This is a genomic window from Qingrenia yutianensis (assembly GCF_014385105.1).
GTDB classification, from domain to species: Bacteria; Bacillota; Clostridia; order UMGS1810; family UMGS1810; genus Qingrenia; species Qingrenia yutianensis.
The window spans coordinates 160,851-187,775 of record NZ_JACRTE010000001.1; the positions used below are offsets into that span (position 1 = coordinate 160,851).

At 43.2% G+C, this 26,925-nt stretch carries 17 protein-coding genes; 16 read left to right on the forward strand and 1 reads right to left on the reverse strand.

Annotated features, from left to right (window positions below; all coding sequences use genetic code 11):
* Positions 1 to 69: 69 nt before the first annotated feature.
* The 10 genes from H8706_RS00750 (at position 70) to H8706_RS00795 (ending at position 18,808) form a co-directional block, all read left to right on the forward strand.
* Positions 70 to 1,407, forward strand: coding sequence for an ABC transporter substrate-binding protein (locus tag H8706_RS00750; RefSeq protein WP_262431099.1), 1,338 nt, complete (start codon positions 70 to 72; stop codon positions 1,405 to 1,407).
* An 83-nt stretch (positions 1,408 to 1,490) separates the two neighbouring features.
* Complete coding sequence (locus H8706_RS00755) at positions 1,491 to 2,462, forward strand: carbohydrate ABC transporter permease (RefSeq protein ID WP_262431100.1); 972 nt, start codon at positions 1,491 to 1,493, stop codon at positions 2,460 to 2,462.
* Between the two features lie 16 nt (positions 2,463 to 2,478).
* The gene (locus H8706_RS00760) at positions 2,479 to 3,312 is read left to right on the forward strand and encodes a carbohydrate ABC transporter permease (protein ID WP_262431101.1); all 834 of its coding nucleotides are present in this window, start codon (positions 2,479 to 2,481) and stop codon (positions 3,310 to 3,312) included.
* Positions 3,313 to 3,343: 31 nt separating this feature from the next.
* Positions 3,344 to 5,464 (forward strand): hypothetical protein, encoded by a 2,121-nt coding sequence (locus H8706_RS00765; protein WP_262431102.1) that lies wholly within the window; start codon positions 3,344 to 3,346, stop codon positions 5,462 to 5,464.
* An 18-nt stretch (positions 5,465 to 5,482) separates the two neighbouring features.
* Positions 5,483 to 8,437 carry a glycosyl hydrolase gene (locus H8706_RS00770; protein WP_262431103.1) on the forward strand — a complete coding sequence of 985 codons (2,955 nt, stop codon included), beginning with the start codon at positions 5,483 to 5,485 and terminating at the stop codon, positions 8,435 to 8,437.
* Between the two features lie 21 nt (positions 8,438 to 8,458).
* On the forward strand, positions 8,459 to 10,567 hold the full coding sequence (locus tag H8706_RS00775; RefSeq protein ID WP_262431104.1) for a hypothetical protein: 2,109 nt from the start codon (positions 8,459 to 8,461) through the stop codon (positions 10,565 to 10,567).
* A 95-nt stretch (positions 10,568 to 10,662) separates the two neighbouring features.
* Positions 10,663 to 12,888, forward strand: a complete 2,226-nt coding sequence (locus H8706_RS00780; RefSeq protein WP_262431105.1) for an alpha-galactosidase — start codon at positions 10,663 to 10,665, stop codon at positions 12,886 to 12,888.
* A gap of 14 nt (positions 12,889 to 12,902) precedes the next feature.
* Entirely contained in the window at positions 12,903 to 14,474 is a 1,572-nt protein-coding gene (locus H8706_RS00785) for a glycoside hydrolase family 3 protein (RefSeq protein WP_262431106.1), read from the forward strand.
* Positions 14,475 to 14,628: 154 nt separating this feature from the next.
* Complete coding sequence (locus H8706_RS00790) at positions 14,629 to 17,139, forward strand: heavy metal translocating P-type ATPase (protein WP_262431107.1); 2,511 nt, start codon at positions 14,629 to 14,631, stop codon at positions 17,137 to 17,139.
* 289 nt (positions 17,140 to 17,428) lie between these two features.
* Positions 17,429 to 18,808 (forward strand): PHP domain-containing protein, encoded by a 1,380-nt coding sequence (locus H8706_RS00795; protein ID WP_262431108.1) that lies wholly within the window; start codon positions 17,429 to 17,431, stop codon positions 18,806 to 18,808.
* Positions 18,809 to 18,859: 51 nt separating this feature from the next.
* On the opposite strand, the gene H8706_RS00800 is transcribed toward H8706_RS00795, so the two are convergent.
* Complete coding sequence (locus H8706_RS00800; RefSeq protein WP_262431109.1) at positions 18,860 to 20,023, reverse strand: FprA family A-type flavoprotein; 1,164 nt, start codon at positions 20,021 to 20,023, stop codon at positions 18,860 to 18,862.
* Positions 20,024 to 20,246: 223 nt separating this feature from the next.
* Between H8706_RS00800 and putP the strand changes: the two genes are divergently transcribed.
* From putP to H8706_RS00830, 6 genes are all read left to right on the forward strand, one after another.
* Positions 20,247 to 21,827 carry a sodium/proline symporter PutP gene (gene putP, locus H8706_RS00805; protein WP_262431110.1) on the forward strand — a complete coding sequence of 527 codons (1,581 nt, stop codon included), beginning with the start codon at positions 20,247 to 20,249 and terminating at the stop codon, positions 21,825 to 21,827.
* Positions 21,828 to 22,020: 193 nt separating this feature from the next.
* A complete protein-coding gene (locus tag H8706_RS00810; protein WP_262431111.1) occupies positions 22,021 to 23,163 on the forward strand; it encodes an ABC transporter substrate-binding protein in 1,143 nt (380 codons plus the stop codon).
* Between the two features lie 222 nt (positions 23,164 to 23,385).
* Positions 23,386 to 24,249 carry a branched-chain amino acid ABC transporter permease gene (locus tag H8706_RS00815; RefSeq protein ID WP_178348450.1) on the forward strand — a complete coding sequence of 288 codons (864 nt, stop codon included), beginning with the start codon at positions 23,386 to 23,388 and terminating at the stop codon, positions 24,247 to 24,249.
* Positions 24,250 to 24,252: 3 nt separating this feature from the next.
* The gene (locus tag H8706_RS00820; RefSeq protein WP_262431112.1) at positions 24,253 to 25,431 is read left to right on the forward strand and encodes a branched-chain amino acid ABC transporter permease; all 1,179 of its coding nucleotides are present in this window, start codon (positions 24,253 to 24,255) and stop codon (positions 25,429 to 25,431) included.
* The gene (locus H8706_RS00825) at positions 25,431 to 26,207 is read left to right on the forward strand and encodes an ABC transporter ATP-binding protein (protein ID WP_178348451.1); all 777 of its coding nucleotides are present in this window, start codon (positions 25,431 to 25,433) and stop codon (positions 26,205 to 26,207) included. The genes H8706_RS00820 and H8706_RS00825 overlap by 1 nt, the downstream gene beginning before the upstream one ends.
* 12 nt (positions 26,208 to 26,219) lie before the next feature.
* Positions 26,220 to 26,924 carry an ABC transporter ATP-binding protein gene (locus tag H8706_RS00830; protein WP_178348452.1) on the forward strand — a complete coding sequence of 235 codons (705 nt, stop codon included), beginning with the start codon at positions 26,220 to 26,222 and terminating at the stop codon, positions 26,922 to 26,924.
* The last annotated feature ends 1 nt before the right edge of the window (position 26,925 follow it).

The following is a 26,925-nucleotide window of genomic DNA, read 5'->3' on the forward strand; positions in this document are numbered from 1 at the left end:
TGTTAAATCTGCACAGGCGCAAATTGGATTTTGCGTCTGTGCGGAACAATAACGTGAGGAGGCTTAAATATGAAAAAAAGACTAATCGGCACAGTTTTGTGCGCGGCGGTTGTTGTCGGCGCGTTAAGCGGCTGCGGCAGCAAGGACACCGCAAACGACAATGAGAAAAAGACAATCAGAATTACTTACTCGGCAGGTGAGCTTGACGGCGAGTCGAAAGATTTGAACGTGATATTTGCTGACTTCTACAAGGATCACCCCAACTGTGAGGTTGTTCTTGAAGAGGGCGGAAGTGCGCTTATGGCGAAAATCGCCGCAAACGATGCGCCGGATATTATCAGAACAAACTCTATTTTGGATTTGCCTACATATGTTAACAAAAACATTATTATGCCGCTTGACGATATGCTTAAGAAAAGCGACCTTTACGACGAAAAAGATATTTTCCCCGTTTGTATCGATTGCTTTAAATATGACGGCAAGGATTTTGGAAAAGGCAAAATTTACGGACTTCCCAAAGACTGGGGCCCGTCGTCAATGTGGGTTAACAAATCTATGCTGGATGCAAAAGGCTTGAGAGTTCCCACATATGACGCTCCGATTACGTTTGACGAACTCGCGGATTATGCTAAAAAGCTTACCGTTAAAGAAGGAAACAAGGTTAAAGTGTTCGGTTATTCAAACATTGAGTCGCCCAACGTTACGGTAGAAACTATGCTCAACCTCATAGGAAAATCAATGTATTCGGACGATTTCTCGAAAATCAACCTTAAAGATGAAGATGTAAGAAAAGCTTTCAAATACGTTTACGATATGAAAGTTAACGGTTACACACAGTCGCCGCTTTATCCTATGGGCGGCAACGGAAACTCTGAATTTCCGCAGGGACTCTGTGCTATAAACAATTTCGGTTTGTATTCGGGTTCAACATATGTTAAAAACCCCGACAGAAGTGTTGACTACGACGATATGATTCTTTGCCCAACGCCTGTTATGGAAGAAGGTCAGGGTGCTAAATACACAGCCGGTCCCGTTGGTGCAACAATCAGCGCGAATACAAAAGACCCCGAACTTACATTTGATTGCTGGGAGTTTATCCACCTTGGAATACCTGCACAGAAAAGAGCAAACGCAGGCTTTAATCTTCCGATTAAAAAATCGCTTGCCGAAAATGCAGACATTAAAAACGAATTCCAGAAAAGAAACTTTGATACCACCGTTAAGTATGCGGAAAACGGCGAATACACCTTCGTAAGATCCAATCCTTATGTTGCGGCTAATGCGGTTGAAAGCATTATGGAAAAATATTTTACACCGCTCCTTTACGGTCAGTATACCTTTGACGAGGCTATGAAGCTTATGGAAAACGAAATTCAGCTTTTGATTGACGAAGGTATGGCGCACTAAAAATCAGCATTATTAAGTTTAAAGCCGAAGGAGTTATCTTTCGGCTTTAAATAAAAAGATATTTATTTTAAGGAAGATGTATTATGAAAAACTTAACAAAGAAGGCATCGGCATCTGAAACAGAAAGAGTGCTTAAAGTGAAGAAAAGCGGAGTAGGACTTGAAAAAGCGCGCTACCGTGCGTTTTATGCCATTATGGCGCCGTTTATTTTCTTTTTCCTCTTATCAAAAGGCTATCCGCTTGTATGGGGACTTTATATCAGCTTTACAAACTTTACGGGATTTAACCTTGACAATCTCACCTTTGTGGGACTTGCAAACTTTAAACGTGTTTTTGTTGACAACGAGGCTTTGCCGTCAATTCTGCGCGTAATCGGAATAGGCGTTATAACCGTTCCCGTCGGCACGGTAATATGCGTTACCATATCGCTGATATTAAGCAACACATTCCGCGGTGTCGGCGTGTTTCGAACGCTGTTTTATCTGCCGTCGGTTATCCCTGCGGTTGCAATAGCGCTTATGTGGAAAGGCATTTACGCATATGACGGCGGACTTTTCAACTTTGTGCGCGAGCTTTTCGGCGCAGAGGCGGTAAACTGGCTTGGATTTGATTATGTAAAACGCGCCCTTATAATTATGATGTTATGGACATCGGGCGGCGGCGCGCTCACAATTATTGCGGCGATAAAGGGAATACCCGACGATTTGTATGAGGCAGCGGATATCGAGGGAGTAGGCGCAGTGTCTAAAACATTCAAAATCACATTGCCGCTTGTGTCGAATATGATTTATATGCACATAACCACCTCCATCATCGGTACACTTCAGCTTTTTGCTCAGCCGGTGCTTTTGGCGGGCGCAAGCGGAGAGGGACTCACAAGCGTTCCGATACGTCCCGTTTACACATATCTCGTTCACGTATATCAGCAGATTTTCGTAAATATGCGTTTCGGTTACGGTATGGCTATGGTATGGGTAATTTTTGCAATAATTATGACAATAACGTTTGTGCTTGAGGGTACAAAAAAATATTGGGTATATACCGAATCAAATTAACTTGTAGGAGCTTATTATGGAGAAGAAAAAAAGAATTACATATATTATTTGGTTTACAGTCTGCACAATTATAAGCATCATATTTATAGTTCCTCTTTATTACACCTTTGTAAATTCACTGCGTTCGATATATTCGCTTCCCTCAATAGCGCTGACGCAAAAACCCGACTGGAGTAACTATAAATATGCGGTAACGCTTATACCGTTTTTAAGATACCTTAAAAACTCGTGTATTGTAGTAAGTATAACAGTATTTTTCGGAGTAACGGTCGACTTTTTCTACGGTTTTGCATTTGCAAAGCTTAAAGTTAAAGGAAACAAGTTTTTGTTTATGCTCCTTTTGTCGTGTATGATGATACCGGGCTTTGCATTACAGATTCCGCAGTACATCGCATTTTCAAATTTCGGCATAAAGGACACGTACTGGATTTGGTTTTTGACCTGTATGGCAGGTTCGCCGGGTATTGTGTTTTTGTATAAACAGTATATCGAAAGTATTCCGAGCGAAATTGAAGAGGCCGCATTTATCGACGGATGCGGATTTTTCAGAATTATAACACAGATTTATATGCCGATTTGCAAAAGCATCTTGGCGGTAGGACTTTTCAGGGTGTTTATCGGTGAGTGGGGAAACTATATGACTCCGTATATGTTTTTGACAGAAAAGAAGTATCCGCTCTCCATTGCGCTTTTTAACGCGAGCTACACATTGCCGAGCGACCCTACGGCAAATCTTGATCCTATCAAATGTGCGGCGGCTTTGCTTTACGCAATTCCCTCGATTTGCGTGTTCTTCCTTTGTCAGAAACAGCTTGTCGCAGGTCTTACGGCAGGAAGTGTCAAGGGTTAATATATAAAATTTAAGAACGGAGTGAAAGTTAATGAAAAAGTTTATTGCATTGTTTTTGGCTTTTGTTATGGTGTTTGCGGTTTCTGTTAACGTATTTGCGGTAACAGGGGCAGAAACGTCAACGCCTATGGCAACTATTCGTATTGACGGATATGAGAAGTCGGGTAATGTAAACCCGGGATGGTATTACTATAATCCGTCGGACGGGGCGATTACGTTTGTTGCGGAGGGTGAATCTGCAGAAGGAAAAGGGAATCTTATAAAGCCTGAAAAAGTAAATGCTGATTATGCATTTACTGCAACAACAAACGGTACGGTTTATCATTATCAGGTGCTTGATGCAATCACTGTTAACGGTGAAAAACAGTATTACATTTACTGTAATGATTTATACGGCAAAAATCCCACTGCATCGGCAACAAATGAATTTGATCCCGATGTTGACGGAAATATTGCAAAATGGCTTAATACGTCATTTTTAAACGGCGGGCAGGGCGACGGGTTTGTTGCGCTCGACACAAATATTAAACCGTACATTGCTGAGCATGACTGGCTTGTTGAGGCAAATGCAAAGGCACCGAGTGGTTATCCGAAAACCGATTATACTGCAAAATGCAAAATTGCACTTCTTTCAATCACGGAATATGCAAAATATTCAAAAAAGATTGGTTGGGGCGCATACGAGAATGGTTCTCTTGTTTCAAGCGGTACTCACACTATGTTGAGATCACCTGTAGGGAACAGTACGAATTTAAGAACGTTGTATCAACAAACTGGCTGTACTGCAAATGTGGCGGCAAATTATAAAACTGCCCGAATACGTCCTGCTTTCTACGTAAGCGAAAACTATTTCAAAAATGTTAAACTTGATTTAAGTTCTGTCGGAAGTGAAGTTAAGAAGATTATTTCAGAGCTTAATCCGTCTATATACTCGCCCGACGAAATGCTCGCATTGAAAGGTATTTTCACAATCAGCGCAGACGGCAGCGAGGGAACACTTTCGTCGTCTGATTGGACAAACACAGCAAATGCAACAATAGATGAAAACGGCGTATATAACATTACTAACGGCAAATGGATCGGCAGAAACCTTCCCGAAAAAGTTCAGGGCGGTGTAATCACTGTTGAGGCTGACGTTAACGAATCAATCGGAACCGGCTTTCATATAGGTCTTTTGTATGACGGCGATGTATCTCCGGCCTATAAATATCCGTTCTATATAATGGGCTCTTCTGATGTAGGTCAGGGCGGATATTACAAAGAAGCCTCACATGGCAAGGGCGCAAGCTATAAAAGGCTCGAAAACAAAAACTACGATCTTTGGTGTAATCATTTTAACAAACCGTTCAGAGTTAAAGTTACAGTAAATCTTGACACCGGAAACAGCTATGTTTCGATTTCGGGAAAAGCAGTTGCAGGCGGCAATGATTTGGTTAAATATTCCGACGGTACGACAATTTTGCCGTACATAAACAGAGAAAAAGTATTTTCCAAAGTTGCGTTTTATAATGCATCGGCACAAGCGACCAAGGTTGACAACATAAAAATTACTTACGACGCTAACGGCAACGCTTACGATACGGTTAAGGCGCTTGATGATAATACACTTATCGTAACATTTAAAGATTATGTTGACACAGCAAACGTTACCGCGTCCGATGTTTTGATTTCAAATAACACCGCGGTGTCGGCTGTTCCCAATGGCAACAAGCTTACTGTTAAATTTGAGAAAAAGCTTTCCGCAGACGGCGGATATATTATTGTCAACAACTTAAAACGCGCAGACGCTAAGAGTGCGTCGTACTGCGTAATAGGCAACGGCACGGCATTTAAATATGAATTGGCTGAATACGCTGCCGGCGTAACAATAAACAATCCTGCTTTCACAAGCGGAAGCACAGTTACTGCGACGGCAAGCTTCACGGCTGGAAATACGTCGGGCAAAGCGCTTGAACTCATTCTTGCGGCGTACAAAGGAAACAGAATTATCGGAATTTCCGATATTGTAAGATTTAACGTTACTGGCGGTTCTGCCGACGAACAGACCGAAACCGCAACGCTCACTCTCGGTGATGATGCCGACACCATAAAAGCATTTTTGTGGGACGACAATATGCTTCCTGCGGCGTTTGACGCTGTGTCCGCACAATAATACGAACGGAGAATAACAATGAAAAAATTTGTTTTATCGGTGGTTATACTCGCATTTGTTATTGTTTTGTTAACACCTGCCGTTCCGATTTATGCCGCGCAAACGCTTTACTGCAAGGCAAATGAGTCAAACGGCATAACCGCGTCAGGCAGTTCTGTAACCGCACAGAGCGGTCAAAGTGTTTTTTATGCCGATACGGCAAACGGCAACAAAACAATTTATTTTAATGTTAATGATGGAGTGATAAACGGTAACACGGAATATAAAAATGTTACCGTGAAGATTGAATATATCGATTCGGGTGAAAGCGGAAAGTATTTCGCGTTTGAATACGATTCGCTTTCAAATCCGCAGAAACGCCACGAAGTATACGGCGAAACCACGTCGAAAAAGAATGTCACACGCACCGCGGTGTTTGAAATTGAGGACGCATATTTCGGAAACAGGCTGAAAAATGCAGATTTCTCAGTGGTTATGCCCAAAATGAACATTGTTTATTTCGTAAGCGTGACACTCGAAATTTCGGACAAAGCGTCGGGTGTGGAAATCGGCGGCGCAACAGGAAAATTCGGAAATATATTCTTTAAAGATGACGAAAAAAGTATAGATGTTAATTTTACAAATCACCGCAGTACCGCCGTTTCGGGCAATGTCACTTACAGTGTTAAAAACGATGCGGACGGTGCGGAGGTTTACAGTTTGCAAAAACCGCTTGAGCTCGGCGCAAACTCCGGCGGTTTGCAGACGGTTGCAATACCGTCGGAAAACATTAAATTCGGGACGTACACGCTGAACGTGAATTTTTCAAATTCCGAGCAAAACATCAGCGCGAACGGAAAGATACCGTTTTCAGTGTGTCAGAGCGTAACGGCGAACGGCAAAAATACAAAAATGGGCGTCGGCGCGCACTTTAACTGGGGCGGAAGAAACATTCCCGGCAGTATAAATTTGCTTGATAAAACGGGATTTTCGCATATTCGTGAGGGATATGCCTGGACGGCGTTTGAAACCGTAACGGACGGCGAAAGAAACTACGGCGCGGTTGACGTTTGCACCGATTATATCGAGCAGTCGAGCGCAAAGAATATGAAAACGCTCATTATGGCAGGTTACGGAAACGTTAACGTCTTAAAAAGTATTCCTGCCGAGGTTTCGGCGGCATTGGCAAACGGCGAGGAAATCACCTTGTATTACCTCCCTGTTACTGCCGAGGGCAGAAAGGCATATGCCGATTATGTTGTAAAACTTCTCGATACTTACGAAGGCAAAATCGACACAGTGGAAATATGGAACGAGCCTAACCTCAGACAATACTGTGAAAACGCGTATACGGTGCCGACAGGTGTTGAGCGTTATACAGCGCTTTTGAAAGATACTTATACTGCGGTTAAGGCAAAATACCCCGATGTTAAGGTTGCAGGACCTGTAATCTCATCGCTTATGGATTATGCGGATAAATACCTTAAATCGTTTCTTGCACAGCCCGATATAAATAATTATTATGACGTATTTTCGTTTCATAATTATTCGTATTCAAACAGCGGACTTGACAACATAATAAGCAGTATAAGCGCCGACCTTGCGCTTATTCCCGAGAATAAGGAAATTTATGTTACCGAGTTTGGTGTGCGCAATACAGCGTACAGTGATACCGAAGACGAACGGTATCAGGCGGCCGGACTTGCGAAATATTATCTTTCTATGGCGTCGGAGAATTTCTGCGACAGATATTATATTTATCAGCTTTCCAAAGAGAACACGCGTTCGGAAAGCCTCGGAATACTTAATTACCACAACTCAAAATATCCGTATTCGGCGCGCCCTGCCTTTTTGGCAATGGCGAATGTAAACGCGCTTACGGCAGGCTCGACGGGTAAAGGTTATACAAAACTTAATTCAAACGTGCGCAAACTTTCGTTTGAAAACAGTGCAAAACACACCGAAACGGATGTGTACTTTGCGGTGTCGAAAACGGAAAATGTGTCGGTAGAAAGCAAGGGCAAGCTTACGGAGTTTTACGATATGTACGGCAATATGCTTGACATTGCCGAAAATGACGGCGTATTCAGCTTTGACGTAACAACAGAGCCGATTTACGCGGTTACGTATTATAAAGATAAGCTTGACGTTTCGGTGACGTACAAGTTCGGCACTCTTACCGTGTCGGGAAATGTTTATACATCGCACAAAGATGAGATTTTGACTATAAAAGTTTTTGACGATAAAAACAAGCTTATTTACATAAACCAAACTGCGCTTGACGAAAATTTATCGTTCAAATTTAACTTTGTTCCGCTCAGCGAGAGCGCAATATACACCGTTAAGCTCGGAAACGCGTCGTTTGACGAAATACATTCGGCAGAATATACCATTCCGAAAGTTAATGATGAGATAAGCGTTTCGGCGTCGAGAAATTTTAACAAAATCACGCTTTCGGGAACGGTTAAAAAGGCTTTAAAAGACGAAAACGTTACGGTTAAAGTTTTTGACAGCAGCGGCAGTATTATTTATGTAAATCAGACGAAGACAGATGCAAAAGGCGGTTTTGAATTTGAATTTGTACCGCTTAAAACGAGTGATGTTTATGTGTTTTATATTGCGAATAAATCGCTCAGCGAAATCTTTTCGGTTAACTTTGACGGCGAAACGTTTACGGGCATAAAGCTCAAGGCGCTTTCAAACAGCGACGGAGTTTTTAATTTATGCGATTACAATTCGGCGGACACAGTAACGGTTTCGGTTGACAACGACGGAGAGGTGTATGACGGCGATTTTACCGTTGCGGTTGCAAGCTATAAAGGCGATGCGCTTACCAAAATTGAAATGATTGAAAAAGGCGATATGCTTTTTGACGGCAGTGTGTACCGCTATGACATTCACAACAAAATAAGCAATGCCGATAAAGTTAAAATCTTCTTGTTTAATTCTTTTTCAAATATAAAACCGCTCACGTACAGTGTTGAGCTAAAATAAAAGAAAGCAGAGGAATGAATGATGAAAAAATTAGTATGCATACTGCTGACCTTGTGTATGCTTATGTCGGCAGTAAGTGTATTGGCGTTTGAACAGGTTTTGGACGAAAATGGCAGTCCGAAATATACAAGTTCTGCAAATTATACCAATTCGGGTGATATTAACGATACAAACACCGAATATGAGTTTAAATCACCGTCGGGATATTATTATACGGTTATCCCTGTTGACACCGTTACGGTTGACGGCGAAAAACAGTATTTGTTTATTTCAAATAATTATTACGGTAAGTTTCCTGATGGAACTGTTGCCTTGACAGGAAGCGCAACTAAAGAGGAAAGAGAAAAATTCATTTTTGATCCTGAAATTACAACAAGCTATGCTTATTGGCTCAATAACGGATTTTTTGACGGCAGTAAAAAGGCTGTTGCTGTAAACAGCAACGGCGGTGTTGCTCTGGACAGCGAAATTGCAAGTTATATAAGAACACACGACTGGTATGTTAACGGCTACAACGGAAAAAGTACAGATAACACATATATTGATAAAAAATACAACTTCGACTATACGGTTAACTGCAAAGTTGCGGTTTTGTCCATTGACGATATTGTAAAATATGCTCAGTATATGAAAAAGACACTCAAATCTGCAGGTTCGGAAAATACAGTTAATGCCGATACTTATGCTTGTATTTTGAGAACATTCGGTGCTCTTGACGGTGCCGGTGCAAGTTCATTGATAAAAAGACAAAATCCTGCAAGCGGAAATGCCGCTAACAGCGGTTCAAGTCTTTGCGGTATAAGACCGATTTTCTATGTAAGTGAGGATTATTTTAAAAACGTTAAGCTTGACTTAACCACTGCCGGAAGTGAAGTTAAGAAAATTATTTCCGAGCTCAATCCGAGCGTTTATAATGATGATGAGCTTCTTGCGCTGAAAGGTATATATACTCTTACCGAGGACGGCAGCAGTGAATCTCTCTCAACTGATGATTGGTACAACACTGCCGGGGCAACTATTGCAAACGGCACAATAAATCTTCCCGGTGTAGGCGGCAGATTTCTTGCAAGAAATCTTCCCGGAAATGTAAAAGGCGGAATAATAAACATTGAAACCAAGGTTATCGGCAATACGGCCGGAAGCAGTTTAAACATAGGATTTTTAGATCCGAGTTCAAACAGTCCGAGTTTTAGATATCCTTTGTATTTTTTCGATGGCAATTTTTTGGGATATTATGCAGAAGCCAAGACAGGAACGGGAACAAAATATAAAAGATTGGATAATAATGATAATGACTTGTGGTACACACATTTTGCATCACCGCGTACTTTAAGGCTTACTGTTAATCTTGACACGGGTAATTGCTATGTATCGGTTTCCGGTGAAAAAGCCGGGGCAAATACAACCGCCAATATAAGATATTCACTCGGAACAACCGTTGTACCTTATGTTGACAGTGCAAAAACATTTTCAAGAATAGTTTTTTATAACAGTTCAAGTATTGCAACAACACTTGATGATATAAAAATCACATATGACCCCAACGGCAATGCAATTAAGTCGGTGAAAAAGACAGGCGATAAAGAAATAAAAATCACTGTTGAAGATTATGTTGATTTGAAAGATGTAACAAAAGACAGTATTTGTCTTACTGCAAATAGTGTGTCTGCAATTTCCAAAGACGAAAACACTATAACCGCAACACTTACAAACAAGCTTACTGACGGCAATACATGCTGTGTTATCGTAAACGATATGAAACGAAACGACGTAGGAAGTGCAAATTACACAATAATCGGAAACAGTAAGGTATTTACCGTTAAAACACCGACCGAAACGGTAATCGGTGCACCTGTTATTTCGGGCAATTTGACGTCAGGCTCAACCGTTTCGGCAGCGTCAGCGGTTACAAAGGGCACGCTGACCGACGTTAAACCCGTGCAGTTTGCTATTGCGGCATATAACGGCGACAGACTTATCGGAGCTAAAATTGTTAGCGTTGCAGATGTTAACACAGCCGCAGAATTAAAAGCCGAGATTACACTTTCGGAAAACGCAACGGAAGTCCGCGCGTTTATCTGGGACGCAAACAACTATCCGATATGTTCGGCAGTATCGAAAAACAAATAATTAAACCTAATAAAAGCTCTCACCGTTAGGTTGAGAGCTTTTTGCACAACATATACAAACATTTAAAACACAGATAAAATCATAGGAGTGAAAGTATGTCTGTTCAGTATTTTGAAAACGAGAAAATTTTTATGCTTCAGGGGCGCAAAAGCACCTACGCTTTTGAAATTCAGAACGGCGGTGCGGTTTGCAATCTGCACTGGGGCGGAAAGGTTAACGATGTTATTGACCTTCCGACAACCGAGGAGCTTGTAAACCACATTTCAACCGGTCCGTTTTCGCAGGTTAACACCGACGACCGCCAGGAATACAGACCGTTCGGCGGTAAATCCGTTACCGACCCGGCGCTCAAAATCACATTTAAAGACGGCACGCGTAACGTTTTTTTGAATTATGTATCACACAAGATAGATAACGACACTCTTTATGTTGTTACAAAAGACCCGAAATATCCCGTTGAGGTTACGCTCGTTTACCGTCTTATCGAGGAATTTGACATAATCGAGCGAAAGGCGGTAATTAAAAACACCGGAGATGAAGATTTTGTAATCGAAAATGCGTTTTCGGCAAAATATTATCTTCCCAATATTGACAAATACCGTCTTACATATTTCCCCGGCGCGTATTATCACGAATTTCAGAGAACACAGGAAATCATCAAAAATGGGCGCCGTGTTGTGGAAACGCGCAAAGGCTTGTCAGGCAACGACGCTATGCCGTTTTTTATGATTGACGATACAACCGCGGTTGAGGAATTCGGCGGTGTTTATTTTGGTACGCTTATTTGGAGCGGTAACTGGAAATTTATTTTCGAGCGCGATCAGACTGACAGAATTGTTATCACTTGCGGTGCAAACGATTTTGATTTTGACGTTTGTCTTGAGGGCGGTCAGACATACGAAACACCCGTTATTGCCGCGGGCTACACCAACGGCGGTTTCGGCAACGTTACGCGAAATCTGCACAGATACGAGAAAAAAGAAATTATCCACCCGACCGAAAAGGACAGAATTCTGCCCGTTATCTATAACACGGCCGGAAGTCTGCGAAATGCTGCAAACGAAGAAATTGTTTTAAAAGAAGTTGATATGGCGCACGAGGCAGGCATTGAGCTTTTTGTACTTGAGGGAGGCTGGACAGGTACGGAGGATATCGGCTCGCCGACAAACAACGGTCAGTCGCACAGGCTCGGTTTCGGCACGTGGACGGTCAACAAGGTGCGTTTTCCCAACGGACTTAAGGCAATTTCGGACAGAGTTCATTCGTACGGTATGAAATTCGGTTTGTGGATTGAGCCGGAGTCGGTATTTCCTTTGAACGAACTTGTCACCGAGCACCCCGACTGGATTGTCGGCTACGACCACCGCGACCTTGAAATTAAAGGTATCGGCTGTTATTCGCTCAATATGGCGAACGACGACGCGTGCGAATACATAACAAACGTGCTTATAAAGCTTATAAGCGAAAACGGCATTGACTACATCAAAAACGATTTTAACCGCGCAAACACGCATCTCGGCTGGAGAGGCGAGGAGATTAAGCATCAAAAAGAGGCGTGGGACAAATATGTGAGAAATATGTGGAAATGCTACGGCACAGTTAAGGAAAAGTTCCCGAACCTCATATTTGAAAATTCCGCCGGCGGAGGAAAAAGAACCGACCTCGGTATGCTGAAATTTGCCGGACGGATGCACCGAAGCGACAATCAGGACCCTGTGGACAGCCTTAAAATGCACGAGGGATTTACATATCTTTTGCCGTCGAAATTTGCAGGCGGTGCGTGCTTTATTTCGGATTTGTACTCTCAGCTTGTAAACAGGCGCAAAACCACTATGGAATTTCAGGCGCACGTCGGTATGATGAGCGGACTTTCGGTGTCGCTTAAATTTGCGGAGCTGTCCGACGATAGAATGGCGGAATTGAAACGTTTGCTTGCGCTTAACAAAGAAATCCGCGAAACCGTTCAGACGGGCGAATTTTACCGACTTGTTTCAATTTACGAACGTCCGTACTGCGCGTATCAGTTTAGGGGCAATGACGGAAAAAGGAGTATTGTTTTCTGTTTTGCCGAAAATATCGCATTCGGCAAAACCGCCGATTTTATACGTTTGAAAGCGCTTGACCCCGACAAAAAGTACAAGGTTACGGGCAACGGAACATATTATAAATATCACACAACGTCGCCGAAATACAAAACCGAAATTCCGTCGCATAAAAAAGATTACGGTATTCACACCGGCGCAGGTCTTATGAATGTCGGAATTCAGATTGGTATTCACGGTCAGGGAAGCAGTGAAATCCTCGTTGTTGAGGAGCAGTAAAAGGAGCATAAAATATGATAGACATAAATTCACTTTCGCTCGAAGAAAAAATTCTTCAGACAAAAGTTGCACAGATGAAAAAAGGCGAAAAAATCACAGAACAGGTCGGCGCGGCTTTCTTCTTCGGCGAGATTATCACCGAGGCGGAGGAGGGCGGTATCGAGGAACTCCGCGGTTATGTGAAAGATTTGTATGCAAATGCAAAAATTCCTCCGTTTATAACGTCCGATTTTGAAAACGGCTGCGGAAGTATGGTAAAATGCTTAACTCCGCTCCCGTATCTTATGGGACTCGGCGCGTCAAACGACGAAAAGCTTGCCTACGATTACGGCAAGGCGACTGCGCTTGAGGCATGCAGTGTAGGCGCAAACTGGACATATTCGCCCGTTGCGGATTTAAACATTAACAAAAGAAATCCGCTTGTAAACGTAAGGTCGGTTTCCGATAATCCCGACGTTGCGTCAAGGCTTTTGAAACAGGTTGTCAAAGGTATGCAGGAAAACGGACTTTCCGCGTGCGCAAAGCATTTCCCGGGCGATGGCCTTGACTGGCGCGACCAGCATATTGTCACCACAAATAACACTCTTTCGTTTGACGACTGGAAGAAAAAATCGGGTAGAGTGTTTAAAGAACTTATTGACTCAGGCGTTGACACCATTATGGCAGGACACATCACGCTCCCGTCGTATCAAAAGGAGCGCGACGAAGAGTTTAATATGCCGTATCCCGCGACACTTTCAAAAGAACTTATCACCGGCCTTCTTAAAAACGAAATGGGTTTTAAAGGAATTGTTGTCACCGACGCGCTCGGAATGGGCGGTATAAACGGCTGGTACGAGTCGCGCGAGAGAACGGAAATCGAGGCATTTAAAGCCGGCTGCGATATGATGCTTTGGCCCACCGAAAATTACGTTGAAAATATGAAAAAAGCGATTGAAACGGGATATATTTCGGTTGAAAGGCTCAACGACGCGGTGGAAAGAATTATCAGAACCAAAGAAAAAGCAGGGCTTTTTGACAAAAACAGACCGATGTTCAAAGATCTCACCGCCGAGGAAAAGCAGTTTGTTAAAGACACACAGGAAAAAGTGTCGCTCAAAAGTATGACGCTTATAAGAGATACCGTCGGAAATCTTCCTCTCAATAAAGGTGATGTTAAAAAAATCCTTGTAATTCCCGTAATAAACTATGAGCCGGCGTTTAAATCCGCAGAGCATTTGTGTGACCTTATAAGGCAGAGAAACGTTGAGGTCGTATACAAGCCGTACATCACACCGGCGGATTTTTACAAATACACCGAGGAGTGCGACCGCGTAATTTTTGCAATGTTTTCGCGCTCATTCAAACCCGTCGGATTTTTGGATTATTACGAACGTGCCGCGTCCACAATGCAAAAGGCACTCAACAACGGGCGCAAAAAGACAATCGGCGTGTCGTTCGGCTCACCGTACTTTTTCAAACAGTTTTTCGAGCGTTCGTGCACGTTTGTAAATGCGTATTCAATGCTTGACTGCGCTGTTGAGGCATTTGTAAAATGCGCTTTCGGCGAAGAAAAATTTAACGATTTTTCGCCTGCGGAACTTTAAAAATTTATATGAAAATCTCCCGATTTTGCATAAAACGGGGGATTTTTTGTAATTCCTGCATTTTTATATGCCTTTTCATAAAAATACTTGACTTTTTTTTGTCAAAAATATATTATTATATTGAAAAATCGGTAATAATAGGGATGGTGATATTATGCGAAAATTTAAAATTACCGGTATGAGCTGTGCGGCGTGCAGTACGCGCGTTGAAAAAGCGGTTTCAAAGCTTGACGGCGTAGATGTATGCAGTGTAAATCTTCTTACAAATTCAATGAATGTCGAGGGCAGTGCAAGCGACGGGGAAATTATTTCCGCAGTGGAAAAGGCAGGCTACGGCGCGGGCAAATTCGGCGAGAAAAAACAGGCGAAAGCTGCCGATATTGACGAAAACAAAGATTTTGTAACGCTCAAAAACAGGCTTATCTGGTCGGTCGGAATTTTGGCTGTGCTGATGTATGTTTCTATGGGACATATGATGTGGGGCTGGAAACTGCCGTCGTTTTTAAGTGACAATCACATTGCTATGGGGCTTGTTCAGCTCATTTTGTCAGCACTTATTATGGTTATAAACCAAAAGTTTTTTATATCGGGATTTAAAGGTCTTTTGCACCGCGCACCCAATATGGATACTCTCGTTGCGCTCGGTTCGGGAGCGTCGTTTGTATACAGCACGTACGCGCTTTTTGCAATGACCGACGCACAGCTAAAAGGCAATGCCGACGCGGTTATGCACTATATGCACGAGTTTTATTTTGAGTCGGCGGCAATGATTTTGACGCTGATAACCGTCGGCAAAATGCTTGAGGCATATTCAAAAGGAAAAACGACGAACGCGCTGAAAAGCCTTATGAAACTTGCACCCAAAACCGCGGTTATAATCCGTGACGGAAAGGAAGTCACAATTCCGGCGGACGAGGTTCAAAAGGGTGATATTTTTATTGTCCGTGCCGGCGCAAACGTGCCTGTTGACGGCATTGTTGAGGACGGCGACGGCTCGGTGGACGAGTCGGCATTAACGGGCGAGAGCATACCCGTTGACAAGTCGAAAGGCGACAAAGTTTCGGCAGGAACGCTCAACACGTCGGGATATATGCGATGCAGTGCGGTGAAAGTGGGAGAGGACACAACACTTTCGCAGATTATCAAAATGGTAAGCGACGCGTCCGCAACAAAAGCACCCGTAGCAAAGGCGGCTGACAAGGTTTCGGGAATTTTTGTTCCGACGGTTATCGTTATTGCGGTTGTCACATTTTTTGTATGGTTTTTCGCCGGCAAAGACGTGGGATTTTCGCTTGCACGCGGAATTTCGGTTCTTGTTATAAGCTGTCCGTGCGCGCTCGGACTTGCAACACCCGTTGCAATTATGGTGGGAAACGGCGTCGGCGCGAAAAACGGAATTTTGTTTAAAACCGCCGTTTCGCTCGAAGAAACAGGCAAAATTAAAAATATTGCGCTTGACAAAACGGGAACAATTACAAAAGGCGAGCCGACCGTTACGGACATAATTCCGCTCGGCGGCTGCACAAAAGAAAAGCTTTTGCAGACGGCGTATTCCGCCGAGAAAAAGAGCGAACATCCGCTTGCGGGCGCGATTGTAAAATTCGGTGACGAAAACAGTGTTTCCGCAATTGAAGTTAACGATTTCAAAACGCTTTCGGGAAGCGGAATAGAGGGAAAAATCAACGGCAAAACCGTAATTTGCGGAAGTTTGAAATTTATATCGCAGAAGATTAAAATACCGGGCGAAACCGAAAAAATATCGGACAAGCTTGCAGACGGCGGAAAGACACCTCTGTTTTTTGCGGAAGATGACGTTTTGCTCGGAATTATCGCGGTTGCCGATACCATAAAGGACGACAGTGCGTCGGCGATTGCGGAACTTAAAAATATGGGAATTAAAACGGTTATGCTCACGGGCGACAATCAGAAAACCGCGGACGCAATCGGAAAAATTGCAGGTGTCGACACAGTTTTTGCGTCGGTTATGCCGAACGAAAAAGAGAGCGCAATAAGGCGCCTTAAAGAAAGCGGAAAAACGGCAATGGTGGGCGACGGAATTAACGACGCGCCGGCGCTTACGAGCGCTGACGTGGGAATTGCAATCGGCGCCGGCACCGACATTGCTGTGGAGTCTGCCGACGTTGTTCTAATGAAAAGCTCACTTTCCGACGCGGTGAGCGCGGTAAAATTAAGCCGTGCAACACTGCGCAACATACACGAAAACCTGTTCTGGGCGTTCTTTTATAACGTCCTCGGCATACCGCTTGCGGCAGGCGTGTTTATTCCGCTTTTCAATCTGCGTTTAAACCCGATGTTTGCGGCGTTTGCTATGAGTTTGTCGAGTTTTTGCGTGGTGACAAACGCGTTAAGGCTTAATCTTGCAAAAATCAAAGTCAACGGGGATAAAAATGCAGTAACTGAAAAAACTGAAATAAAAAAATACGAAAGAGAGGGCAAAATTATGGAAAAAACTTTGAAAATCGAAGGTATGATGTGCGGTCACTGCGAGGCAACAGTTAAAAAATGCCTTGAAGCGGTGGACGGTGTTGTAAGCGCAGATGTCAGCCATACAAACGGAACGGCGGTTGTTAAACTTGACAAAGATGTACCGTATGACACGCTTAAATCCGCGGTGGAAAATCAGGGTTACAAGGTTATAGGTTAATTTTGCGGGACGGGTAACCGTCCCGTTTTTGCGTAAATAAGTAAAAAAATATGAACAAAACAAAATTTTTTTGCGTTGGCAAAATTCCGCGCGGATTTTATAATATCATTGTGAGGCGGTAACGTGAAAGCATCTTCTGATGCCGTTAGCCTCCGGCAGGATTAAATGCCCGTGCGAAAATTTTCTCGCTTTGCTCGGAAAACGCACATGGGCGTAATAATCTCTTATCATTCCTTGCCCTGCCGATAAGAGATTTTCGTTACTATTTATGCGCTCGCAGGGCGGCGGAATGGAGATTATTATGTCAAACGAAGCGGTAAATTTCAAAATCGTCCCGTCTGTTGTAAGAGCGAACGAGGAAACGACGCTTAAAATTTACAGTTACAACGCACGGTTTGGATTTTTTGACGATATAACATATAATATTGTTTTTACGCCGATGGAGAAAAGCGATGTTCCGCAGGACGAATTTGTAACTTTGAGCGGACGCAGTAAAATGCGCGAAATACATAAGGTTAAGCCGAAAAATGGAGTTATTGAAATCAGCCGTAAATTTTTCGGCGAACAGGAATGGCGCATACACATCAGTGCAAGCGTTGACGAGTACAAAAAATATCAGCCTCCGATTTACGAGGCGTTAAAAGCAGGGTGGGGCAATCTTATAAACGTTCCGGCAAGAGGTTTTACGCTTTCGGTTTATTCGCTTTTGCCCGATTTATACGAGCGGAAACTTAAAAAATGCGATTTCCACAGTCACACGAATTGGTCGGACGGCGCGGAAAATCCCGAGCGCACCGCGTCAAACTACCGCAAACGGGGATTTGATTTTCTTTCGATGACCGACCACAACGTTTACAATTCGTCGCGGTATGTGTCGGAAAAACTTAAATTTGTGAAAAATTATGAAATTGTGCGCGGTGAAGAAGTGCAGAACGACTATCCCGGGCTTATTCATATGGTCAATGTCGGCAGTGATTACAGTGTAAACGAGATTTTCATAAACGAACCCGAGCGCGTGGAAAAAGAGGTTGCCAATCTTGCGAAAACAACCGAAATTCCCAACGGTTTGGACAAAAAAGAATATCTTTACAGAGTGTGGATTTACAACGAAATCAAAAAAAGCGGAGGTTATGCAATATTTCCGCACCCGTTCTGGACCATAAAGGAGCAGTATCACACCGAAACGAAAATGAGCAAGGCAATTTTTAAAAACAAATTGTGTGACGCGTTTGAAATTATGGGCGGATGTTCGCCAGAGGAAAACAATCTTCAGCTTTCGCTTTATTACGATATGCGCCTTAAAGGTATGGATATGCCGGTTGTCGGTTCGAGCGACAGTCATTCGTCATTGCCGGGCGTTCAATGGTTTGATGAAACGTTTACGATTCTTTTTGAGGGAGATAACGGCGTTTTCGGTGCGGTTGACGACGGCTTTTCGGTTGCCGTGGAGAGGCTTAACAACTCGCCTGCAAGAATTTACGGAAACTTCAGAATTGCAAAATATGCGCATTTTCTGCTTAAAAATTATTATCCGAAACAGGAGGAGCTGTTTTCGGCGTCGGGTATGCTTATTGAAAGGTATCTTGTTTACGGCGAAGATACAAAAGATTTGATTTTGCAGATTGAAGAAAAAATAGAAAACGTTAAAAAAGAATTTTTCGGAATATAAACAAAAAAGCTTGAACAGGTAAATTGTTCAAGCTTTTTTATGTTAATTATGCTATTTGTATTCTTTACAAAGCTCGTCGGACAAAGCGTTGATTTGAGCTAAACTTTCGTCGTTTAATGCCGATTTTATATGAACGGTATTTTCGGCAAATGTGAGATTTTTGCTGTTTGAAAGCATTGTATGCATAACTTTTGCCGCCGTGGGCGCCCACGTGCCGTTTTCGATAAATGCAACAGTGCGGTTTTGGTAATTTCTTTCGGTGAGATGGTTTATAAATTCTTTCATAAACGGGAAAATATCAGCATTGTAGGTTGTTGCCGCAAGAACAAGCTTGCTGTAACGGAACGCGTCCTCAACCGCCTCTGCCATATCATCGCGCGCGAGATCGCAGACTGCAACTTTCGGACAGCCTTTCTCTTTAAGCTGTTCGGCAAGCATTTCCGCCGCCTTTTTTGTGTTGCCGTAAACCGACGTGTACGCAACCAGCACACCGTCGTTTTCGGGTTTATATGACGACCAAACATCGTAAAGATTTATGTAATATCCAAGATTTTCTGTGAGAACGGGCCCGTGGAGCGGACAGATTATCTTAATGTCGAGCGCGGACGCTTTCTTTAAAAGATTTTGCACCTGAACGCCGTATTTTCCGACAATTCCGAAATAATATCTTCGCGCCTCGCAAGCCCAGTCCTCGTCGGCATCAAGCGCGCCGAATTTTCCGAATCCGTCTGCGGAGAAAAGCACTTTGTCAAATTTATCATAAGTTACAATGACCTCGGGCCAATGCACCATAGGCGCGGTTACAAAGGTTAATTCGTGCTTGCCGAGCGAAAGCGTGTCGCCCTCGCCGACAACGATTTGACGGTCGGAAAAATCCGTGCCGAAAAACTGTTTCATCATAACGAATGCTTTTGCGCTCGATACGATTTTCGCTTGCGGATATTTTTCCGCAAAAACTTTAATGTTCGCCGAATGGTCGGGTTCCATATGCTGAACAATAAGATAATCGGGCGTTTTTCCGCCGAGTGCATTTTCGATATTTCCGAGCCACTCATCGGCAAAATTTGCGTCAACGGTGTCCATAACGGCAATTTTTTCGTCGGTTATTACATAAGAATTGTATGCCATTCCGTTTTCAACGGCATACTGACCTTCAAAAAGGTCGATTTTGCGGTCGTTAACACCGACATATTTTATATCGTTTGTAATTTTCATATTTAATCCCCCTTACGGTGTACTGTAATATGATTTATATTACCACATTTTGTGCAAAGTGTCAATAAAACACGCAAAATGCGATAAATTTGCGCGGAAAACTGTATATTTAACGGCAAAAACGGCATAAATAACATTTTTTGCAAAAATTTTCAAATTTTTATTTACTTTTTTTGCATTTTATGGTATATTATTAGAATACTATGTTTTGAGGAGTGGAAAAATGGGTGACAAACTTGATATTCTGATTGCGATGGCAGGATATATGCTTGTTGTAATTTTCATCGGCATATACTTTGCAAAACGCGCACAGCAGAGTTCTGAAAACTATTTTCTCGGCGGACGTTCGCTCGGTCCGTGGGTTACGGCGATGAGCGCCGAGGCATCTGATATGAGCGGATATCTTCTTATGGGCGTTCCCGGTCTTGCATACTGGGGATATTTTGCCGAGGCATCGTGGACTGCAATAGGTCTTGCGGTCGGTACGTACATAAACTGGCTCATAGTTTCAAAAAGACTACGCAGTTACTCTATTGTTTCGGGCGACGCGATTACCGTTCCGGACTTTTTGAGCAACCGTTTTCACGAGAAGAAAAAAGTAATTCTCAGTATTTCGGCATTGTTTATTCTTATATTCTTTACGGTATACACAGCAAGCTGTTTTTCGTCGTGCGGAAAGCTTTTTGCAGGACTTTTCGATATGCCGTATCACAATATGATGATTGTCGGCGCGGTGTTCGTTGTTTTATACACCGTTCTCGGCGGATTTCTGGCTGAAAGTGCGTCCGACTTTATGCAGTCAATCGTTATGATATGCGCGCTTGTGGCGGTGCTTGTATGCGGTGTTATTTACGCAGGCGGTATCGGAAATGTTATAGAAAACGCGAAAAACATTCCCGGATATTTGTCGCTTAACACTATTGCAAATCCTGTTGTAAATTCCGACGGAGTTCAGCAGGCGTCAAACGGCGCGGCACTTTTCGGCGAGGCGGGCAAATACGACTTTATCACAATTTTGTCAACTCTTTCGTGGGGACTCGGTTACTTCGGTCTGCCCCAGGTTCTTTTAAGATTTATGGCTATAAGACGAGGTGACGAGCTTAAAAATTCAAGAAGAATTGCAACCGTTTGGGTGGTAATTTCGCTTTTTGCCGCAGTTTTAATCGGTATTGTGGGAAGAGCGGTATTTCCGTATGATGCGTCGCTCGCAACACAAAGCTCGGCTGAAAATGTGTTTGCGCATCTTTCTTCGCTTTTGTTCCACCCGCTTTTTGCCGGAATTGTAACGGCAGGTATTCTTGCGGCGATTATCAGCTCATCCGACTCATACCTTCTTATTGCGGCGTCGGCGGTATCAAAAAATATTTATGAGACAATAATAAAGAAAGACGCAACCGACAAACAGGTTATGCACGTTTCAAGAGCCGTTTTGCTTTTGATAGCACTTATCGGCATTGCCATTGCGTGGGATGAAAACAGCGTAATTTTCCGTGTTGTTTCGTTCGCGTGGGCAGGTTTCGGTGCAACGTTCGGTCCGATTATGCTTTTCTCGCTTTTCTGGAAAAGAACAAACCGCCCCGGTGCGATTGCAGGTATGCTTGCGGGCGGTATAATGGTGTTTGTATGGCACTTTGCAATTAAACCTCTCGGTGGAGTTTTCGGAATTTACGAACTCCTTCCGGCTTTTATCTTCTCCTGCATCGTAATTGTTGCGGTTTCGCTTATGACGGAAAAACCGTCCGAGGAGATTGAGAAAGAGTTTGAACGTGCAAAAACCTACCGCGATGAGGAGTTTGTAAAATAGGTATAATTTGATAAGTTTTCATCAAATTTACACATTTTTTTGATAATTTTTACAAAAATTGTCGGTTTTTTTATAAAATTACAGTAACACTGTGATGAAATCGCAAAAAAGCTATTGACATTTTGCTGAAAAAATAGTAAATTGATAAAAAGTGCCGAAAACGATTTCGGTATAAAAATGGAGGATGGTATCTATGAAAAAAATCTTGGCAGTGGTTTTATGTGGTTTAATGGTATTCGCTGCACTTGCGGGCTGCGGTAACGGCGGCCAATCGGCAGGTAACAATTCTTACACGGCAAACAACACAGAGTTTGTAATCGGCGGAACGGGTCCGTTGACAGGCGATACTTCGTCTTACGGTATTTCCGTTCTCAACGGCGCTCAGCTTGCTGTTAAAGAAATTAACGCTAACGGCGGTCTTAACGGCGTAAACTTCAAGCTTGAGTTCAAAGACGACAAATCTACTGCGGCTGACGCTGCAACGGGTTACGACACACTTTTTGAAGGCGGTATGCAGGCTTCAATCGGCGCGGTAACATCGGGTTCCTGTGACTCTTTTAACTCCAAAGCGGCTGAAGACAACCTCTTTTCAATTACACCTTCCGCATCTGCGGCTAACGTAATCGAAAACAGAGATAACGCTTTCAGAATTTGCTTCGGCGACCCTGACCAGGGTGTTCTTGCGGCAAAAGAGCTTACTTCAAAATATAAAAACATCGGTTGCATTTACGACACAAGTGATCCGTATTCTTCGGGTATCTACAAAGCATTTGAAGAAGAAATGAAAACGCTCGGCGTTGAATTTAAAACTCAAACATTTGACGCTGAAAACAAAAAAGACTTTTCAACGCAGGTTGAGGCTCTTAAGGACTGCGATGTAATCTTCCTCCCGATTTACTACACAGAGGCAGGATTTATTGCTAAAAACGCAACCGCTAAAGAGTGCAATGCAGTTCTCTTCGGCTGTGACGGTTTCGACGGTATCGCAGACCAGATTGACGCATCGGTTAAAAACGAAATCAAATACATCACACCGTTCGATGTTAACGGCGAAAGCGAAGCAACAAAGAAATTTGTTGAAGCTTACAAAGCTGAATACAATGAAGCTCCCGACCAGTTCGCGGCTGACGGTTATGATGCGGTTATGGCAATCTACGAAGGTATGAAGAAAGCTGACGTTAAAGACGTTAAGATTTCGGCTTCTGACCTTTGCGACATTCTTAAAACTACAATTACAGCTTCCGACTTTAAGCTCGTAGGCGCAACAGGCGAAATGACTTGGGACGCTTCGGGTGCTTGCGAGAAAGTTCCACAGATTGTTGAGCTTAAAAAATAATCTTAAAATTTAATCTTTTTAGTGCGGTTTTTGGTTGGGTGCTCTCTTTGCGCCCAGCCATAACTTCATTTTTACGAGTATTGCAAAAGTTTTGTTTCACATGGTTTATACAGTTTTATCAACTGCCGTTTTTCGGCAAAAATAATGATTGTGTTTGTTCTTTAAATTTTTATATCCGCTGCGTCTGAAATTTGAAGCACCAACCGAAAGGAGAAATTCTAAATGAGTACTTTCATTGACGGGTTGAGTCTTGGCAGCATATACGCGCTGATTGCACTCGGCTACACAATGGTATATGGCATAGCGAAAATGCTTAACTTTGCTCACGGCGACATTATTATGGTCGGCGCGTATGCAATTCTTACAACACTAAATATCTGCGGTAATCCTATTGTCGCTATCGTGGTATCCGTCGTCGTGTGCACACTGCTCGGTATTGTTACGGAAAAGCTTGCGTACAAACCGCTCCGCGGCGCATCTCCGCTGGCAGTTCTTATTACCGCCATAGGTGTCAGCTATTTGCTTCAGAGTATTGCCCAGCTTATATACGGCGCAAAATTCCGCTCGGTTACAATTGCAACTTTTAAGGCAATTTCAATCGGCGGTGCAAAAATAAACATTGCAACAATCATTTCACTTGTTGCAGGCGCAATCATTATGGCGGCGCTCACAATTTTTATCAAAAAAACACGAACCGGCAGAGCTATGCTCGCAGTTTCGGAGGACCGCGGCGCGGCGCTTTTGATGGGAATTAACGTTAACAGAATTATAACAATAACCTTTGCAATCGGCTCGGCACTCGCCGCTTTTGCAAGTGTATTTTATCTTATGCAAATCCCCAGCACCAACCCGACACTCGGTTCAATGCCCGGTATCAAAGCTTTTACGGCGGCGGTTATCGGCGGTATCGGTTCGGTTTCGGGCGCAATGCTCGGCGGTGTTTTACTCGGTGTAATTGAAAAAATCGCATTGAGTGTTCCTGCTCTTGCACCGTACACCACGGCGCTTGAGTTTGCGTTGCTTATAATAATTCTGCTCGTTAAGCCGACAGGTCTTATGGGCAAGCAGATAAGAGAGAAGGTGTGATGTATGGCAGGATATTTTAAAAATATTAAAAATGGTTTTAAATTTAAGCATTTTATAAACTACATCGGTGTGACGCTGTTTCTTGTCATCACCGCATCAATGCTTTATTCGGGCAGTCTTAACCGCTCGACCGCAAACCTTATTACACAGATTGCATATTCCATCATTCTTGCGGTTTCGCTTAACCTCGTTGTAGGTTTTCTGGGAGAATTGAGCCTCGGCCACGCGGGATTTATGTGCGTCGGCGCGTATATAGGCTGTTATGCGGCAAATCAGCTACATCACGTTATTTCGTCACCGCTCGCAGTTCTTATTATATCAATGTTTATCGGCGGTCTTATTGCTGCGGTTTTCGGCTTTATTATCGGACTTCCGGCATTAAGGCTTAAAGGCGACTACCTCGCCATTGTTACTCTTGCGTTCGGCGAAATTGTCAGAACAATTTTCAAAAACCTCGATATGTTCGGCGGTGCGCTCGGACTTTCAACAAAAAAATACGGCACAAGCCTTTTTATACCGGCTTTGATTGTTGTTTTAATTATGCTGATTTTGGTTCAGAACCTTATCCGCAGTAAGCACGGCAGAGCAATTACAGCGATACGCGACAACGAAATTGCGGCGCGTGCAATGGGTATCAATGTTGCATTTTACAAGCTTTTTGTGTTTATAATTTCAGCGTTTTTTGCAGGAATTGCAGGCGTTATTTACGGTCACTACGCAACTCCCGTTTTGTATTCGTTTTTCTCGTACAACTATTCGATTGAAATTCTCGTTATGGTTGTCCTCGGCGGAATGGGAAGTATAAACGGTTCGATACTTGCCGCGGCGCTTATCACGTTTATCAACTTCCAGCTTACAACAAAGCTTTCGGGTGATATGGCGGCGCTGAAATTCTTGATTTACGCTATTGTTCTTATCACAATAGTTATATTCAACAATGCACCTGCGCTTCAGCCGATAAAAGAACGTTTCAGCCTTAAAGGCAAATTTGCCGGACTGGGCGAGAAAATCAAAGGCATTTTTGTTAAAACGAAAGACATTGACAAAGAAAGAGCCAAAATTAAAGATGATGCGGCCGAATGGACGAGAATTCCTACCAAAATTGACGTTGACGCAATCCTTTCCGTTGATGTTAAACCCGATAAACTCGGCAGCAAACCCGATGAAAAGGAGGATAAATAATGAGTGAATATATGCTTGAAACAAAAAATCTCGGAATATCCTTCGGCGGTCTGAAAGCAGTTCAGGACGTTAATATTAAAATAAAGAAAAAACAGCTTTACGGTCTTATCGGCCCCAACGGTGCAGGTAAAACCACAGTCTTCAACCTTTTGACGGGTGTTTACACGCCTACAACAGGCGAGTTTATTCTGGACGGCGAAAATCTCACCGGCAAGTCGCAGGAGGTTATAAATCACCGCGGAATTGCAAGAACGTTCCAGAATATCAGACTTTTCAATAATATGAGTGTTATCCGCAATGTGCTTGTCGGACTTCACAATCAAAATGAATTTCACGTTAATCCGTTAACAAGTATGCTCCGTCTGCCGAGGCATTATAAATGCGAGGTTGAAATGCGAAACAAAGCTAAGGAGCTTTTGAAAATTTTCGGTCTTGAAGAGGAGCGAAACAACCTTGCGTGTAATCTTCCTTACGGAAAGCAGAGAAAGCTCGAAATTGCGCGTGCGCTTGCAACAAACCCGAAGCTTTTGCTGCTTGATGAGCCGGCAGCAGGTATGAACCCGAACGAAACAGCAGAGCTTATGGATACAATAAGATTTGTACGCGACAAATTTGATATGACAATTCTTCTTATCGAGCACGATATGAAGCTTGTAGGCGGAATTTGCGAGGAGCTTACGGTGCTCAACTTCGGCACCGTTCTTGCTCAAGGAAAAACCGATGAGGTGCTTAATGACCCGAGAGTTATTACGGCATATGTCGGCGAAGACGAATAGGGGGTGCTCTTGATGCTTAAAATTGAAAACATTGAAGTTTGCTACGGCTTTATTAAAGCAATAAAGGGTGTATCCTTTGAGGTTGAAAAAGGCGAGATTATCGCGCTTATCGGTTCAAACGGCGCAGGTAAAACAACCATTTTGCACACTATTACAGGTCTTATTTCGCCGAAATCGGGCACCATCACATTCGAGGGCAAGGATTTGACAAAAACTCCGGCGCATAAAATTCTCGGTATGGGTATGGCACACGTTCCCGAGGGCAGACGTATTTTCCAGGAACTTACCGTTTTTGAAAACTTAAAACTCGGCGCATATATTTTGCGCGATAAAAAACAGATTGAAAAAAATCTTGAATATGTTTACGAACATTTTCCGCGTTTGAAAGAAAGAAAAAATCAGCTTGCAGGTACTCTTTCTGGCGGTGAACAGCAGATGCTCGCGATGGGCAGAGCGCTTATGTCCAACCCGAAAATTATCCTTATGGACGAACCGTCAATGGGACTTTCGCCGATTTTGGTATCGGAAATTTTCCAGATTATCAAAGAGGTGTCGCAGGACGGCACAACCGTTCTTTTGGTTGAGCAGAACGCGAAAAAGGCGCTTACAATCGCCGACAGAGCATATGTTCTCGAAACCGGTAATATCACTCTTTCCGGCAAGGCAAAGGATTTGCTTGCCGACGACAGGATTAAAAAAGCGTATCTCGGCGAATAAG

Coding starts and splice junctions, on each gene's coding strand:
- H8706_RS00785 (WP_262431106.1), top strand. CDS start 12,903: ATGATAGACATAAATTCACTTTCGCTCGAAGAAAAAATTCTTCAGACA.
- H8706_RS00790 (WP_262431107.1), top strand. CDS start 14,629: ATGCGAAAATTTAAAATTACCGGTATGAGCTGTGCGGCGTGCAGTACG.
- H8706_RS00795 (WP_262431108.1), top strand. CDS start 17,429: ATGGAGATTATTATGTCAAACGAAGCGGTAAATTTCAAAATCGTCCCG.
- H8706_RS00775 (WP_262431104.1), top strand. CDS start 8,459: ATGAAAAAATTAGTATGCATACTGCTGACCTTGTGTATGCTTATGTCG.
- H8706_RS00780 (WP_262431105.1), top strand. CDS start 10,663: ATGTCTGTTCAGTATTTTGAAAACGAGAAAATTTTTATGCTTCAGGGG.
- putP (WP_262431110.1), top strand. CDS start 20,247: ATGGGTGACAAACTTGATATTCTGATTGCGATGGCAGGATATATGCTT.
- H8706_RS00770 (WP_262431103.1), top strand. CDS start 5,483: ATGAAAAAATTTGTTTTATCGGTGGTTATACTCGCATTTGTTATTGTT.
- H8706_RS00830 (WP_178348452.1), top strand. CDS start 26,220: ATGCTTAAAATTGAAAACATTGAAGTTTGCTACGGCTTTATTAAAGCA.
- H8706_RS00815 (WP_178348450.1), top strand. CDS start 23,386: ATGAGTACTTTCATTGACGGGTTGAGTCTTGGCAGCATATACGCGCTG.
- H8706_RS00825 (WP_178348451.1), top strand. CDS start 25,431: ATGAGTGAATATATGCTTGAAACAAAAAATCTCGGAATATCCTTCGGC.
- H8706_RS00800 (WP_262431109.1), bottom strand. CDS start 20,023: ATGAAAATTACAAACGATATAAAATATGTCGGTGTTAACGACCGCAAA.
- H8706_RS00750 (WP_262431099.1), top strand. CDS start 70: ATGAAAAAAAGACTAATCGGCACAGTTTTGTGCGCGGCGGTTGTTGTC.
- H8706_RS00755 (WP_262431100.1), top strand. CDS start 1,491: ATGAAAAACTTAACAAAGAAGGCATCGGCATCTGAAACAGAAAGAGTG.
- H8706_RS00820 (WP_262431112.1), top strand. CDS start 24,253: ATGGCAGGATATTTTAAAAATATTAAAAATGGTTTTAAATTTAAGCAT.
- H8706_RS00765 (WP_262431102.1), top strand. CDS start 3,344: ATGAAAAAGTTTATTGCATTGTTTTTGGCTTTTGTTATGGTGTTTGCG.
- H8706_RS00810 (WP_262431111.1), top strand. CDS start 22,021: ATGAAAAAAATCTTGGCAGTGGTTTTATGTGGTTTAATGGTATTCGCT.
- H8706_RS00760 (WP_262431101.1), top strand. CDS start 2,479: ATGGAGAAGAAAAAAAGAATTACATATATTATTTGGTTTACAGTCTGC.